Below are 15,725 nucleotides of genomic sequence, written 5' to 3' on the forward strand. Positions count from 1 at the left end.
ATGCGAAATCTAATTTTACTTTTGGTGCTTTTATCTTTTAATGTAAAAGCATTTGATCCATTCACTGTGAGCGACATCCGAATTCTAGGCGCTGACAGAATCTCCCATGGCACCATATTTTCATATTTGCCCATAGAAAGGGGAGATGTGGTGGATGCTGATACCATTCGCAATGGCATCCAAAGCGTGTTTTCTACCGGTTATTTTCACGATGTGAAAATGTTACGTGAAAATGATGTATTGATTGTAAAAGTGGATGAGCGTCCTGCCATCGCTACCATCAGAATCAGTGGTAACAAAAGCATCAAAACTGAGGAATTGATGCAGGGTTTGAACAGCATTGGCCTGTCAGAAGGTGAGGTGTTTGACCAGTTGGAACTTGATAAGGTTAAAAATGAGTTGGTGACACAATTTTTCTCACGCGGAAAATACAATGTAAAAATTGATACCAATGTCAAAGAATTGGATCGCAATCGAGTGATGGTAAACATCAATATTGATGAAGGAAAATCAGCTAAAATTAAACACATTAAAATTGTTGGTAACACCGTTTTTTCTGACGAGGAATTGATCGATGCTTTTGAATCCGACACATCCAACTGGTTGTCATGGTATTCTCAAGATGATCAATATTCAAAAGAAAAACTCAATGGTGATTTGGAAAAACTAAAGTCTTATTATTTGGATCGCGGGTATGTCAATGCCGAAGTGGAATCTGTTCAGGTAACCATCAGTAATGATAAAAAAGACATTTATTTGACCGCAAATATTCAAGAAGGTGATCAGTACAAATTTGGCAAACAGGAACTGACTGGTAATTTGATTTTTGATAAAAGCATCATGGAAAAGTACTTGATCACTTCAGAAGGCAGTATTTTTTCCCAAAATAAAATTGAAATGACCAACACCACATTGAAAGCTGTTTTGGCCAATCGTGGTTATGCTTTTGCCGAAATTCAACCCATTACCCAGCCCAATGAAGATGACAAAACAGTTGATGTAACCTTTTTTGTGCTACCTGGTAAAAAAGTTTATGTAAGAAGAATTAACTTCATTGGAAACACCAAAACCAAAGATGAAGTGCTGCGTCGTGAAATGCGTCAGTTTGAAGGTGCCTGGTTTTCACAAGTGCTGATTGACCGTTCTAAACTGCGACTGCAACAAAAACCTTATTTTGAAGAAGTCAACATTGAAACCGAACAAGTGCCAGGGACTGATGATCAGATTGATGTCAATGTCACGGTGAAAGAACGCAACTCAGGCCAATTCACCTTTGGCTTAGGTTTCTCTCAAGTCAGTGGCTTGAATTTTTCTACCAGTGTTTCATTACAGAACTTATTAGGAACAGGAAACACCTTATCAGTTGCGGTGAATACATCTGATTTTTATAAACGATTGAATTTGTTGTATGAAAACCCATATTTTACTGATGATGGAATCTCTCTGGGTTACACCATGAATTTCACCAACATCAATCAAGGTGATGCGAACATCGCGCAATACAACTCAACCAACGGTAGTTTGGGTGTGCAAGCCAGTTTCCCAATCACTGAATACGATCGCATTTACACCAATTTAGCTTATGAACGGATTTCTTTGCGTGCCAATGAAAGCTTTACTGCTCAAGCCATTGTCGATGACTTGTTGTCCCTAGGTGGTTATGCATACAGCTGTTTCAATCGTGTCCTTAGACCAGAAAATGATGAGGATTTACCCCGATTAACAGAACAATGTTTCCCTGATGAAATCATTCCTCCGGCAACTGGTGAAGATGGTGAAACCATTCAAGTACCACTTCAATATCGCAGGGCATTTAGTTTATTCAAAGCACAAGCCAGGTGGGCCAGAGACAGCAGAAACAGGTATTTCAACCCGACACGAGGCGCTTATCATTCAATTGGGTTTGAAGCTTCATTACCAAGCAGTACCGCTGAGTTTTATAAAATCAATGTCAAAGAAAACATCTTGTTTCCATTGACTGATAAATTGACCTTGTCACTCAGGGGAGAACTTGGCTATGGAGATGGTTATGGCAACACGAACGGTTTACCATTTTTTGAAAACTTTTTCGCCGGCGGTGTGAGTTCAGTCAGAGGCTATGATGACAACACCCTTGGACCTAAATCATCAGTAGGCGGTGTATTACAGTCAGAGCTTGGATTACCAACCACATCAAGATCAGGCGATCCAATTGGTGGTGCATTCAAGGTAGTTGGATCGGCAGAAATTGTTTTCCCTACACCGTTTGCTAAAGACAGCAGCAATGCCGCTCGATTGGCATGGTTCTTTGATGTGGGCAACGTATTTGATGATGTCGATTCGTTTGAAGCACGTGAATTGCGCATGGCAACTGGGTTTGCCTTGAAGTGGCAAGCACCGGTCGGACCCATCGTTATTTCATATGCATACCCATTTAATAAAGATAAACTGGACAGAACAGAGCGCTTGCAGTTTACATTTGGGAATACATTCTAAATAATGTATTCAATGAAACCAATTTTCCCCTTTTTCTTTGGCCTTATTTTGTTGGCTGGAGTGGCTCATGCTGAAGGTAAAATTGGTTATGTTGATATGAATGCATTGATTAACAATTCTCCGCAGATTTTAGATGCCAACAGAACCTTAACTGCGGAGTTTGAAGATCAAAATAATAAAATTTCACAACAAGCCAGTGACTTAAAATTGTTGGAAGACAGCATCAGCAAAGAAGGCAATTTCATGACTCCGGATAAATTGGCGGAATTACAAGAAAGGGCCAGGATATTAGATCGACAAGTTCGACGTGCCAAGGAAGATTTGAAAGATGCCATTACCATCAGAAATTCTCAGTTGGTAGATGAAGTGCAAAATAAAATCAAACGAGTGGTAGCCACTTATGCAGAACAAAATGGCTATGATGCCATATTGATCAATGCCATTTTGTATGCCAACGAAAAAATTGACATAACAGATGAAATTTTACTACAACTCAGGTCAGACTATTCATCAGGCCAATAAGGTGATGAATCCATGAAAACCTTAGCTGAACTGGCGACATCGCAACAATTAACTTATCAAGGTAATGGAGAAGTGGCATTAACTGCAGTGGCTACTTTGGAACATGCCAAAGGCAATGAAATCAGTTTTTTGGCCAATCCAAGTTACACCAAATTCCTCGCAGGTACAAAAGCGGGTGCCGTTATTCTGACTGCAAAGATGGCAGCAGACTATGAGGGCAATGCCTTGATTTCAGACAACCCATACGTTACTTTTGCTTATGTTGCTCAGCTGTTTGTAAAACAACAAAGGCCTGTAGCTAAAATTCATCCAACTGCTGTTATTGAAGCGGGTGTTGAAGTGGGTGAAAATGTATCGATTGGTGCTTTTTCAGTGTTGCATCAATCTGTATGTGTTGGTGCAGGAACAACCATCGAATCTCATGTATCGATTGCGGATGACGTAGTGATTGGCGAGGCTTGTGTGATTAAATCTGGAGTAAAGATTGAACCAGGTTGTGTCATCGGCGACAGGGTAATTTTGCATCCTGGTGCGGTCATAGGTGCAGATGGGTTTGGTTTAGCAAGAGACAAAAGTGGTTGGGTTAAAATACCACAAACTGGCGCGGTGGTGATTGGTAATGATTGTGAAGTTGGTGCCAATACGACCATTGATTGTGGTGCCATAGAACATACTGTTTTGGGACAAGATGTCAGGTTAGACAATCAAATTCAAATTGGTCACAATGTCATCATAGGAGATCACACGGTGATTGCCGGCTGTACTGCTGTTGCAGGCTCTACTGAGATTGGACGCAATTGTTTGATTGGTGGTGGTGTCGGTATTGTTGGGCACATTAAAATTTGTGATGGGGTCACCATCCAAGCCATGGCATTGGTAACAAATTCCATCAAAGAACCAGGTTCTTATAGTTCTGTGTCACCTTTACAACCAACCAAACAGTGGCGTAAAAATGCAGTACGAGCCAGACAATTGGATCAAATTGCCCGTAAAGTAAATCAATTGGAGAAAAAATTAAATGACTGATCAAAATAAAAGTATTGGTGTGGAACAAATCATGGAGATGCTGCCCCATCGATATCCTTTTTTATTGGTAGACAAGGTCTTGGACTATGAAGCGGGCCAATGGATTAAAGCAATAAAAAATGTGACATTCAATGAACCTCAGTTTCAAGGTCATTTTCCAAATCACCCAGTGATGCCTGGTGTGATGGTGATTGAAGCCATGGCCCAAGCAGCTGGTGTACTCACTCAGTTGTCTCGTGATGGCTTGGCCAATGACGCTTTGTTTTATTTGGTCAAAGTGGACAAAGCCAAATTCACTCAAATCGTGGTGCCCGGTGACCAAGTCGAATTTGAATGTCATATCAAGAAAGTCATTAAGAACATGACCCTGTATCAATGTAAAGCCTCAGTGGCAGGAAAAGTAGTGGCCAAAGCAGAATTGCTGTGCGCAGAGAAAAGTAAATGATTCATCCAACAGCCATCATAGATCCCAATGCCGTTATTGGTAAAAATGTTAAAATTGGGCCCTATTGCATCATTGAAAATCACACCGAAATTGGTGATGACTGTGTCTTGAAATCACATGTGGTGGTGGCTAATCACACCAAGATAGGCACAGGTAATACCATTTACCCATTTGCCTCAATTGGTGAAGACCCACAAGACAAAAAGTTTGCTGATGAACCAACTCAATTGATCGTTGGTGACAACAACACCATCCGCGAATACGTAACCATCAATCGCGGCACTGTAGATGATGAAGGCATAACCAGAGTAGGCAGTGACAATTGGATCATGGCATACGTACACATCGCCCATGATTGTGTGTTGGGTGATCACACCATACTTGCCAATTGTAGTTCACTGGCAGGTCATGTACATGTTGATGATTATGCCATCCTAGGTGGCTTCACCAAGTTGCATCAATTTTGTCGAGTTGGCGCTCATGCTTTTTCAGCCATGGATTCAGGTTTTCAAAAAGATTTACCACCCTTTGTGATGGCCCAAGGTAACCCAGCCAAACCACGTGCCATCAATTTTGAAGGCTTAAAAAGGCGTGGCTTCAGCAAAGAAAGAATCGCGGCCATCAAAGCCGCTTACCGTACATTGTATAAATCAGACCTTAAATTAGAACAAGCGATGAACGAGCTGGAACAAATGGCCACAGAATCGGAAGATGTAAAAATGATGGTTGATTTCATCCAGAAATCATCTCGCAGCATCATACGTTGATGCCCAAACCAGTGTTCAAAATCGCTTTGGTGGCTGGCGAAGCTTCCAGTGACATGATTGGTGCTGACTTAATTCGTGACTTACAACGGTTACATTCCGATCTACAAATCATTGCGGTTGGTGGTGACAAAATCAAACAGACCCAAGCGGTTTTGATTCAAGACAATGAAGTATTCTCAGTCATGGGATTGGCGGAAGTATTGAAAGATTTACCACGTTTGTTGAAAATAAAAAAACAAATTGTAAAGGACATTGTTACATTCGAACCAGATGTGTTTATTGGTGTGGATTCCCCAGATTTGAATTTTTCAATCGCCAAAAGCTTAAAAAAACTGGGTATCCCCACTGTACATTATGTCAGCCCTTCCGTTTGGGCATGGCGACCCAAGCGGGTATATAAAATGGCAGAATATATCGAATGTCTTTTGACCTTGTTTCCTTTTGAACCTGCTTTGTACAAAAACACCTCGATACAAGCTGAGTTTGTAGGTCACCCATTGGCTAAATCAATTCCATTGGTGGTTGACAAAGTCGCAGCCAAAGAAAAAATCAATGCCAGCGAAACCAAAGTCTTGGCAGTATTACCGGGTAGCAGGAACCGAGAAATTAATAAGCTGATGCCAATCTTTTGTGATGCCATCAAGCACATGCAGTTGTCTGGTGAATGGACTATTTACAGCAGCAATGTAAATCGAGGTAAAATTGATCTGGTACAGTCCATTGCGGTACAGCATGGCGTTAAAATTGAGTGGGTGTCTGATACCACAGCGTTGTTGAAGTCTGCTGATTTTGCTTTGTTGGGTTCTGGAACGGTGGCATTAGAGGCCATGTTATGTAAGACACCCATGGTAGTGGCCTATCAAATTTCTGCAATGACATGGTTTATTGTTAATACTTTTAAAATGATGCAATTGCCATATTACTCTTTACCCAATGTACTTTTTGGTGATTTTTTGGTGCCAGAAGTGATGCAGAATAATTTAACGGTTGAAAACCTTTCACAAGCTTGTTTAAAAGTAATCAATCAACAAGACAGTTTACAAACGGTCGAGACATTCACTCAAATTCACCAAAGCTTATTGGCTGAATCACCGAACCAAGCGGCTTTGACAGTGATGGCTTTTATGGAAAACAAATGTTGATCGCAGGCGTAGATGAAGCAGGCAGAGGACCATTGGCTGGACCTGTTACAGTTTCTGCGGTTATCCTGGCAGGAGCGATTGATGGTTTAGATGATTCAAAAAAACTGTCAGAAAAGAAACGCAGGCTATTGGTGAATAACATCAAAGCGCAGGCATTGGCCTGGTCAGTGGTTCATATTTCAGTGGATAAAATTGATCAAATTAATATATTTCAAGCCACCATGTTAGGCATGAAAAATGCAGTCAGTGCATTGCATATCGAACCCCATAAAATATTGGTTGATGGTAACAAAACACCCGACTTCAAAATCCAAGCCGAGGCCATAGTGGGTGGTGATGGAAAAATTGCAGCCATCAGTGCAGCCTCTATTTTGGCCAAAACAGCTCGAGATGACTTGATGATTCAATTAGATAAGGAATTTCCAGATTATGGTTTTGCACAACACAAAGGCTATGGCACCCAACAACATTTGGCTGCATTGAATTCATTGGGTCCCTGTGTTCACCACAGAAAAACATTTGCACCGGTTAAAAACTTGTTACAAATGGAGTTGTACTCATAATGCAACAGTCTTTTATCCATTTGAACCTCCACACAGAGTATGCGATTGTTGATTCAACCATCAAAATACCACAATTGATCAGCAAAATAAAAGACCTCAATATGCCGGCAGTGGCCATCACAGACATGAACAATGTGTTTGCCACCATTAAATTTTTTAATGCAGCAAGAAAAGCGGGTATTAAACCAATCATAGGTGCCGATGTTTGGGTCACAGACCCAAATGATCCTGAACTGGTTTTTGAGTTGACCTTGTTGTGCCAAAACCGTGCTGGCTATTTGAATTTAAGTCAAATCATCTCACACGCACAATACAACAGAAACAACAAACATCAGCCCTGTATCAGTCAAGAATTCATCAAGGAACACCATGAGGGCCTGATTGTCTTGGCTGACAGTATGTTCAGTGACATTGGGGTTAATGTTGTCAATCAAAAATTAGATTTGGCAGCGGCTGCCATGGTTTCATGGAAACAAGTGTTTGGCGATCGTTATTACATGGCCATTGCTGAAATCGGACGCAACAAAGAAAAACAAGTCAACTCGGCTGTTATTTATATGGCAGCTCACCAAGAAGTTGCCATGGTCGCATCGGGGCGATGTAGGTTTTTGGATGAAGATGATTTCAATGCACATGAAGCCAGAATTTGCATCAATCGGGGTAATGTTCTGGCTGATCCTAAGCGACCCAAAGATTATACGGTTGAACAGTATGTTAAATCATCTGAACAGATGTCAGAATTGTTTGAGCAGTTTCCAACCATGGTTGAAAACAGCTATGCCATTGCGCAGCGTTGTAATTTAGATTTTAATTTCAAAGATTATTATTTGCCGGAATTTCCAATTCCTGCAGGTGAAACCATTGAAAGCTATTTTGAGAAATTGTGTCGAAATAATTTAAATGAATTTTTGGCCACCCATGGACCAGACCCCGACTACAGCGAAAAGGATTATCATGATCGTCTGGATCATGAAGTGAAAGTCATTTTAGACATGGGATTTCCTGGATACTTTTTGATCGTTTCTGATTTCATCAAATGGTCCAAAGACAATTTGATTCCAGTTGGTCCTGGACGTGGTTCAGGTGCCGGTTCACTGGTGGCCTATGTATTAAAGATCACCAACTTGGACCCCTTAAAATATGAGTTGCTGTTCGAACGGTTTTTGAACCCTGAACGGATTTCGATGCCTGATTTTGACGTTGATTTTTGTATGGATCGACGAGATGAAGTGATTGCATATGTGTCAGATAAATATGGCAAGGAAAAAGTCAGTCAAATCATTACGTATGGGTCCATGACGGCCAAAGCAGTGATCAGAGATGCCGGACGTGTATTGGGTTACCCTTATCCGGTGGTTGACGGCATTGCTAAGCTCATTCCAAATGATTTAGGTATCACCCTAACAGAATCGTTAAAAAAAGCCCCTGAATTGTCTCAGTTGTATGAAGAAGACGATGAAGCCCAAGAAGTGATTGATTTGTCTTTGAAGTTGGAAGGTTTAAAGAGGAATGTGGGTAAACATGCTGGAGGGGTAGTGATTGCACCCAGTGCAATCAGTGACTTTTGTCCCGTTTATGTTGAGGAAAGTTCACAGTCTGTGGTTTCTCAATTTGATAAAGACGACGTTGAATCTATTGGTCTGGTTAAATTTGACTTTTTGGGTTTACGTACCTTGACTATCATCGATTGGGCACTGCAATCGATTGAAAGTGAAACCGGTGAAAAGCTTAATATTGATACCATTCCACTTGATGACAAGAAAACATTTGCCTTGTTGCGCTCAGCCAAAACGACCTCGGTGTTCCAGCTCGAGTCTTCCGGCATGCAATCATTGATTGGTCGTCTGCGGCCAGACAGTTTTGAAGACATCATTGCATTGGTGGCTTTGTATCGTCCAGGACCCTTGGATTCGGGCATGGTAGATACCTATGTTAAGTGTAAACATGGTTTAGACACCCCCAATTATATGCATGACAGCTTGGTTGATATCCTTGAGCCAACTTATGGGGTTATTTTGTATCAAGAGCAAGTGATGCAAATTGCCCAAGTTTTGTCGGGTTTTACCTTGGGTGGCGCAGATATTTTGCGTAAAGCCATGGGCAAGAAAATTGTTGAAGTCATGACCCAACAAAAACAAGTGTTTATCGATGGTGCTGTTGCGCGTGATGTGGACGGTGATTTGGCCGCAGAAATATTTTCTCAAATCGAAACATTTGCCGGCTATGGATTCAATAAATCGCATTCTGCCGCTTATGCCTTGGTTTCCTATCAAACTGCTTATTTAAAGGCGCATTATCCCGTTCATTTTATGGCAGCCGTACTGTCTGCAGATATGGACAATACAGAAAAAGTGGTTAATCAACTGTTCGATATACGCAGTTTTAAGATCGAAGTCAAAGCACCGGATGTCAATGAATCAGTCTATAAGTTCAAAGCCAAAGATGGGGCCATTATTTATGGCATGGGTGCCATCAAAGGGGTCGGTGAAGGTGCGATAGAGGAAATTGTACTGTCACGTGAAAAAGACGGTCGCTTCGAGTCTTTTCAAGATTTGTGTACCCGAGTTAATTTGAGAAAAGTCAATAAACGAACATTGGAAGCGTTGATTAAAGCCGGTGCTTTTGATCAACTGAATGCCAATCGTCGACAATTATTGGATGGGATGGCCAGGGTGGTAAAAGCCGCTGATCAAATGAGTAAAGACCGGGATTCCGGTCAGTTTGATTTGTTTGGCAGTGTTACTGGCAACACGTCCTATCAGTCGATTCAGTTACCAGAAGTTGCTGAGGACGACCAATTGGATAAACTATTGGCTGAAAAGTCGGTAACGGGCACCTTTTTAACCGACCACCCATTGCGTTTTGCCGCCAGTTGTTTATCACATGTAACGACATTTAAATTGGCAAAATTTCATCAAATGAACATCAAAAATGCCACCACCAAGGAGTTTCGAGTATTGGGGTTGGTGACTTCTGTCAGACCTGGGTTCAGAGGCAAAATGAAAGTAAGCATCATTGATCAGTCTGGGGTTTTTGAATTTAACTTAAGTGAACAAGTGTTTTATGAATACCAGCCCTTGTTAGAGACCCATTCAATGATATTCATTGAAGGAACTGCGGGAATGAAAACCTTTAAAGGCAAAGAAGGTAAGGCCGACAATGAAGTTTTTGTGACTTCGGTAAGTCATTTATACAGTGTTGAAGAGGCGGTGGCACTGTACTGTGATCGAATTTGTTTTGTCAGTAAAAAGAACAGTGATCGTTTGTCTGAGGACATCAAACAATTATTGGAGAAACATGGCAAAGGCAAGGCACAGTTGTATGTGCACTATAAAAAAACAGGACAAAAAGTCAATTTGAAACTGTCCGAAACTTACAAGATCAGACCTTCCTATTCACTGCTGTTGGAGGCTTTGACCAAACCATCCATTCAACAAGTTTTAACCAAAAATTAATGGATTCATTCAAACTTTTCGGCGGCTTAATACAAAGTCGTTGTCAGTCATAAGCAAGTCATACTCTAGATTGCGTCCAATTAATTTGATGTCTGGCATGATGTTGATTACATGCTCATTTTTTATGCCCGTCTGGCTATGCCAAATCAGGCTTGGGTTTTCCGTCACCACGCCCAGTTGCAACGGCTGAGGCTGATTGTTTTGTAAGACCAACTCTTGAGATTTTTTCGCCCAAGTAAGCACCATCACTTTTGATTCATCGTTGCCTTGATAACAACAATAAAACATCACTTTGGGCTGGCTGTATTCAAACGCATGTTGACCGATCCAAACGGCCAAAGCGCCATGAGGGAATAGGCTGCTGACGATATCAATGCCTTTGTATCGAATAAGCAGCATCAGCAAAGCAAATCCACTAGACATCAAGGAAAATAGCAGGAAAAAACCGCGAAACACATCACCAATGGAAAAAATTCCAGGACTTGAGTCTGGCACATAAACCCACAGCAACACCCAGAACAATGCCACTAAAATAAAAAATGAAACGGATTTTCTGAACACAATAAAGTTTCTGGTTGAAATTTTAATTTTAACAGAAGCTTGGTATTTTAATGTCGATAAATTAATCTAAAACTGGGTCCAATCCATTTTCGAATTCAGCAAAGAATAGCCCATACACCGCATCACACTGTCCTGGTCCCAAACACTGAGTTTGACCTTCAGTCGGTTGAATTTCACTGTCTGGACAGCTTAAACAATGGGTTGCACCGTCTATGCTTTGGAATGAACCACTGGGGCATAAGGTACATTCATTGGCTCCGCTGAAGGGTGAATAGGAACCGGCGGCACAGTCGTAACAAATATTTTGACCCACATCATTTTGATACCTGCCTGCTGGGCACAAAGTACAGCTGTCCTGTCCCGTCTGATCGGTATAAGTGCCTGGGCCGCACACTTTGCAATTCAGTCCACCGGTCATGTCTTGATAGGTGCCTTCATTACATGACAGACAGAATTCTTGACCGCTGGAGGCTGCAAATTCTCCGGGATTACAGGCTGTGCATGCTGTGGCTCCTGCCATACTGTTGGCTGTTCCAGCTGCACATAAATGGCAACTTGACTGACCTGGTTGATTTTGAAATTGCCCCTGTGGGCATAAAATGCATTGAGCCTGACCTGATTGGCTGTTGTATGTGCCAGCAAGACAGGCGTTGCATTGCGCTGCACCCGTTATATTGCTGGCGGTACCTGTTGGACAAGGTTTGCAAGAGGGTTGGTCTGTCAAATCTTGGTAAAAACCAGCATCACAAGGGATACAATTTCCATTGGCATTGTAGGTACCCGGTAAGCATTGAATGTAGGAAATTGAGTCATTCAGCGTGTCTGATTTGTTATCGGCCTGCATCACGACCAAGGACAAATTCTGCCCATTGCCTGCAGGAGTGACACAGTCGATTGATTGATGCGAATAGCTTAAAACTTGGCACAGCTCTCCACCAATCAAAACCGTGCCTGAGGTACCAAAATTTTGCCCCGTTATGTTCAGAGTTTCGCTGCCAGTTTGAGCGATGCTATTGGGCGCGACAACTTGAATGTTGGGTGCATCATAGCTAAAGACATCGGTGACATGATTGAAACTTTGAGCCGTGTCACTGCTTACAAAGACGGTGTGATTGCCCATTCCACTTGGAACCAGGCATGTTATTTGGTTGGGGCCAGAAACAGATACATTTGAACAAGCTTGATTACCAATCATTACATCTGATACCGAGGATGGATTAGGGATGTCGGAAATCACCATTGGATAGTTGCCCATTGTATTGCCATTTTGAGGTGAAACACTGTACCCTGACGGAGGGCCGGCAAAGACAAGATGACTGAACATCAGTAAATATAATCCAATTCTTGACACAACTATCTCCAGAGTTTTATTTGATTATTCTATTATAAATATTAAATATTTTCAAAAAGCATGACTTTATCAACGTGTGTTTCACCCATTTAGTTGATAGAATCAAAAAAAATTACAATTGGATACAACATGAAAAAAGTGAGTTGGCTGTTATTGATGTTTTTTTGCGCTGTGGTTCAGGCCAAGAGTTTTTATCTGATCCGACATGCCGAAAAAGTAGATGATGGCAGTAAGGATCCGGTTTTGACCTTACAGGGTCAACAAAGGGCGTTGAATATTGCCCACATGTTGTCTGAAGCAGCCATCACTCAAGTCTATGCCACTGACTATCAGCGAACTCAATTGACAGCCAAGCCCCTGGCTGACCATTTAGGGTTGCCAGTGACTATATATGACCCTCGTGAACTGACAGCATTTGCCGATCAATTGAAAGCGCAAGAAGGCAATGTACTGATTGTAGGGCACAGCAACACCACGCCCATGCTGGTTCACTTGTTGTCAGGCGAACCGGCTTTTAAAATGAGTGAGGCAGAATATGACAACATCTATCAGCTGGTCATCGAAGCCGGACAAATCACTTTAACCCAGTTCAAAAGCCTGCCAATGCAAAGTGGTGGAAATCAAAGCACAATTGAAAAATAAACAGTGTTTAATTCATATTCTTGAATAAGTTTTTGGTTTCACAGTGGTCTATTGGTGTTTGATTTAGCCAAGTTTTAGTATGTTCAGTAACTAGTTTTGTCAGGAATTTAATGTGATCTGGTTGGTCATTCAGGGCTGGAATGTAACTGAATTCTTGGCCGCCAGCTTCGATAAAATAACCTTTGTTTTCTACCGCAATCTCTTCCAGTGTCTCAAGGCAATCAGACGCAAAGCCGGGGCAAATGATCTGTACGTGTTTGTTGCCTTCTGCTGGAAGGGCTTTTAGGGTGTCCATGGTATACGGTTTGAGCCATTCTTCGCGACCAAAAATGGATTGGAAAGTGACGCGGTATTGGTCTTTGTTAAGCCCGAGTTTTTCTGCCAATAAACGACCTGTCTTGTGGCATTCACAATGGTAGGGGTCGCCATTGATCAGATAGCGCTTTGGAACACCGTGAAAAGACATCAATAATTGGTCAGGTTGGCCATGTACCTGCCAATGGTTTTTCACACTGTGAGCCAATGCATCTATATATCCAGCATGGTCGTGGTAGTGATTAATAAATCGTGTTTCGGGTATCAATCGCCAAGATTGTAATTCTGAACTCACCGCATCAAAAATGGAAGCTGTGGTGGAGGCGGAATACTGTGGATACAGTGGTAATACCAATAAACGATCGACATTTTGTACTTTGAGTTTTTCCAAACCAGATTTAATTGATGGGTTGCCGTAGCGCATGGCCAATTCTGTCACGATTTCAATGTTGTTGTTATTCAATTCTGCACTGATGGCTTGGTGTTGTTGTTTACTGATCGCTAACAAGGGTGAACCTGCACCAGCTTCATTCCAAATGCTGGCATACGCCGCTGCTGATCTTTTGGGTCGTATGTTCAATATGATTCCGTTGAGGATCAACCACCATACCCAACGAGGAAATGTAGGTTCCACCACTCGTGGGTCTGAAAGGAATTCTTTTAAATAGATTTTGAGTGCTTTTTTGGTGGGCGCATCTGGGGTGCCTAAATTGACTAAAAGAACACCAATTTTTAATTTATCACCATGCTGATATGCTGTGGTATTTTTGTATTTCACTGCGCTTTTGTTCCATTAATAAACCTTTCGCTATTTTAGCGGTTACAAGTGTTATTTGGGTGAAAGATTTGCTTTACTGTATGTCACAAGTTCAAACACGGCCAATTGCTGAAACTTGCAAGGGTGTTGAAAGCGTAAATTCACTGCTCTGCCACCTCAATTAATTGGCGACGCAGCATGTTCACATGAATTTGATTGTTGTGTGTTTAAACTTCGTGACTTATTATCTATTGTTGAATCTTTTTTAAAGCATACATCCCAAGCATGACAAAGCATATTTATAACTTCAAAATCACCCCGTTACTTCTTTGGCTGTTGGTGCTGTATGGATTGACAGCATGCAGTGAGCAAAGCAGCCATACAACAACAAACGGCAGTGAGGGACAGGCCAATTTAAAGAATAAACAGAAGACAAGTCAAAGTTATGTGATTTTGGCATTGGGTGATTCTTTGACTGAAGGACTGGGCGTTAAACAGGACGGCAATTATCCGGCCATCCTTGAAAAGCGCTTGAAGGCAAAAGGCTATGATTACGTCAAAGTGGTCAACTCTGGATTGAGTGGTGAGACCAGCAGTGGATTAAAAAATCGCTTGGATTGGGTGTTACAATTGAAACCACAACTGACCATCCTGAACATTGGAGCCAATGATGCCATGCGTGGTTTGCCGCTGGCATTAACCCGCGATAACATCAGCGAAATTATCAACAGAATCAAAGCAGCTGATTCAAAAGTTATTTTGGCAGGGATGCAAATTTATGATAATTTAGGCCGTGAATATGTCACTGGTTTTAAAGACATGTATCCTAAATTGGCCAAACAACATGGATTGAGCATGATTCCTTTCTTTTTAGATCAAGTCGCTGGAAACCCACAATTGAATCAAGCTGATATGATTCACCCCACCTCTGCAGGTTACGAAGTAATCGTTGATCAAAATGTATTGCCTGTGGTTTTATCAAACATTGAAGCGCATTGAACAACCTGTAATAACCAACATTAGAATAAAAAATATGACTGAAAACGTATTAACGGCTAGCAACATCATAAAATCATTTGCATTGGATGACAGCGAAATCAAAGTATTGGAAGACATTTCACTGCATGTTAAACAGGGAGAATTTGTAGCCATTATGGGCAAGTCAGGTTCAGGCAAATCTACCTTGCTCAGTATTCTGGCTGGGTTGGACCAACCAACGTCAGGGATAGTCATACTCAATGGGGATGAATTGACACAGATGAGTGAAGAAGATTTAGCACTTAAAAGACAGACTGATATAGGTTTTGTGTTTCAATCCTTCCATTTGATCCCAACCCTATCTGTTCAAGAAAACATTCAATTCCCTCTGAGCATTGCAAGAAAGCAGGATCAGAATCGGGTCAATGAGCTGATCGAAGCGGTTCAACTGGGCCATCGCATAAACAGTTTTCCGCATCAATTGTCAGGTGGAGAAAAACAACGCACGGCCATTGCTCGCGCTCTGGTGGCTCAACCTAAAATTCTTTTTGCAGACGAACCCACAGGTAATTTAGATGAAAAAAATGCCGATCAAGTGATGAAGCTGCTTTTGGACTTACAAAAGGCTTTCAACACCGCATTGGTCATTGTAACCCATGACCCAGCGTTGGCTGCCTTGGCAGACAGAACCATAACCATCGTTGATGGCCAGCTGGTGTGAAAACA

At 41.7% G+C, this 15,725-nt stretch carries 14 protein-coding genes; 11 read left to right on the top strand and 3 right to left on the bottom strand.

Going from position 1 to position 15,725, the window contains the following annotated elements; all coding sequences use genetic code 11:
• Genes bamA through dnaE form a run of 8 tightly spaced genes read left to right on the top strand, consistent with a single transcriptional unit; the run spans position 1 to position 10,395 of the window.
• Positions 1-2,475: an outer membrane protein assembly factor BamA gene (bamA, locus tag CCS90_RS12395; protein ID WP_099019887.1), complete on the top strand. Its 2,475-nt coding sequence runs from the start codon at positions 1-3 to the stop codon at positions 2,473-2,475.
• A 12-nt stretch (positions 2,476-2,487) separates the two neighbouring features.
• On the top strand, positions 2,488-2,997 hold the full coding sequence (locus CCS90_RS12400) for an OmpH/Skp family outer membrane protein (protein ID WP_162846862.1): 510 nt from the start codon (positions 2,488-2,490) through the stop codon (positions 2,995-2,997).
• Between the two features lie 12 nt (positions 2,998-3,009).
• Positions 3,010-4,023 carry a UDP-3-O-(3-hydroxymyristoyl)glucosamine N-acyltransferase gene (lpxD, locus tag CCS90_RS12405; RefSeq protein ID WP_099019889.1) on the top strand — a complete coding sequence of 338 codons (1,014 nt, stop codon included), beginning with the start codon at positions 3,010-3,012 and terminating at the stop codon, positions 4,021-4,023.
• Positions 4,016-4,468, top strand: coding sequence for a 3-hydroxyacyl-ACP dehydratase FabZ (gene fabZ / locus CCS90_RS12410; protein ID WP_099019890.1), 453 nt, complete (start codon positions 4,016-4,018; stop codon positions 4,466-4,468). Before lpxD ends, fabZ begins: the two co-directional genes overlap by 8 nt.
• Positions 4,465-5,235: an acyl-ACP--UDP-N-acetylglucosamine O-acyltransferase gene (gene lpxA, locus CCS90_RS12415; RefSeq protein WP_099019891.1), complete on the top strand. Its 771-nt coding sequence runs from the start codon at positions 4,465-4,467 to the stop codon at positions 5,233-5,235. The genes fabZ and lpxA overlap by 4 nt, the downstream gene beginning before the upstream one ends.
• Positions 5,235-6,377 carry a lipid-A-disaccharide synthase gene (lpxB, locus tag CCS90_RS12420; RefSeq protein ID WP_099019892.1) on the top strand — a complete coding sequence of 381 codons (1,143 nt, stop codon included), beginning with the start codon at positions 5,235-5,237 and terminating at the stop codon, positions 6,375-6,377. The genes lpxA and lpxB overlap by 1 nt, the downstream gene beginning before the upstream one ends.
• The gene (gene rnhB, locus CCS90_RS12425; protein ID WP_099019893.1) at positions 6,371-6,940 is read left to right on the top strand and encodes a ribonuclease HII; all 570 of its coding nucleotides are present in this window, start codon (positions 6,371-6,373) and stop codon (positions 6,938-6,940) included. Before lpxB ends, rnhB begins: the two co-directional genes overlap by 7 nt.
• Positions 6,940-10,395 (top strand): DNA polymerase III subunit alpha, encoded by a 3,456-nt coding sequence (gene dnaE, locus CCS90_RS12430; RefSeq protein WP_099019894.1) that lies wholly within the window; start codon positions 6,940-6,942, stop codon positions 10,393-10,395. Before rnhB ends, dnaE begins: the two co-directional genes overlap by 1 nt.
• A gap of 9 nt (positions 10,396-10,404) precedes the next feature.
• Here the strand turns inward: dnaE and CCS90_RS12435 are convergent, their stop codons facing one another.
• Both CCS90_RS12435 and CCS90_RS12440 read right to left on the bottom strand, forming a co-directional pair.
• Entirely contained in the window at positions 10,405-10,956 is a 552-nt protein-coding gene (locus tag CCS90_RS12435) for a hypothetical protein (RefSeq protein WP_133566512.1), read from the bottom strand.
• Positions 10,957-11,017: 61 nt separating this feature from the next.
• Positions 11,018-12,280, bottom strand: coding sequence for an IPT/TIG domain-containing protein (locus CCS90_RS12440; RefSeq protein ID WP_099019896.1), 1,263 nt, complete (start codon positions 12,278-12,280; stop codon positions 11,018-11,020).
• 156 nt (positions 12,281-12,436) lie between these two features.
• Between CCS90_RS12440 and CCS90_RS12445 the strand changes: the two genes are divergently transcribed.
• Positions 12,437-12,949 (top strand): SixA phosphatase family protein, encoded by a 513-nt coding sequence (locus tag CCS90_RS12445; protein ID WP_099019897.1) that lies wholly within the window; start codon positions 12,437-12,439, stop codon positions 12,947-12,949.
• Positions 12,950-12,956: 7 nt separating this feature from the next.
• On the opposite strand, the gene hemH is transcribed toward CCS90_RS12445, so the two are convergent.
• Positions 12,957-14,042 (bottom strand): ferrochelatase, encoded by a 1,086-nt coding sequence (hemH, locus tag CCS90_RS12450; protein WP_099019898.1) that lies wholly within the window; start codon positions 14,040-14,042, stop codon positions 12,957-12,959.
• A gap of 264 nt (positions 14,043-14,306) precedes the next feature.
• Between hemH and CCS90_RS12455 the strand changes: the two genes are divergently transcribed.
• Together CCS90_RS12455 and CCS90_RS12460 are read left to right on the top strand one after the other, a co-directional pair.
• Positions 14,307-15,020 (top strand): arylesterase, encoded by a 714-nt coding sequence (locus tag CCS90_RS12455; RefSeq protein WP_099019899.1) that lies wholly within the window; start codon positions 14,307-14,309, stop codon positions 15,018-15,020.
• Positions 15,021-15,054: 34 nt separating this feature from the next.
• Positions 15,055-15,720 carry an ABC transporter ATP-binding protein gene (locus CCS90_RS12460; protein ID WP_099019940.1) on the top strand — a complete coding sequence of 222 codons (666 nt, stop codon included), beginning with the start codon at positions 15,055-15,057 and terminating at the stop codon, positions 15,718-15,720.
• Positions 15,721-15,725 lie beyond the last annotated feature (5 nt).

The sequence above is a fragment of the Marinicella litoralis genome (assembly GCF_002591915.1).
Classification (GTDB): Bacteria; Pseudomonadota; Gammaproteobacteria; order Xanthomonadales; family Marinicellaceae; genus Marinicella; species Marinicella litoralis.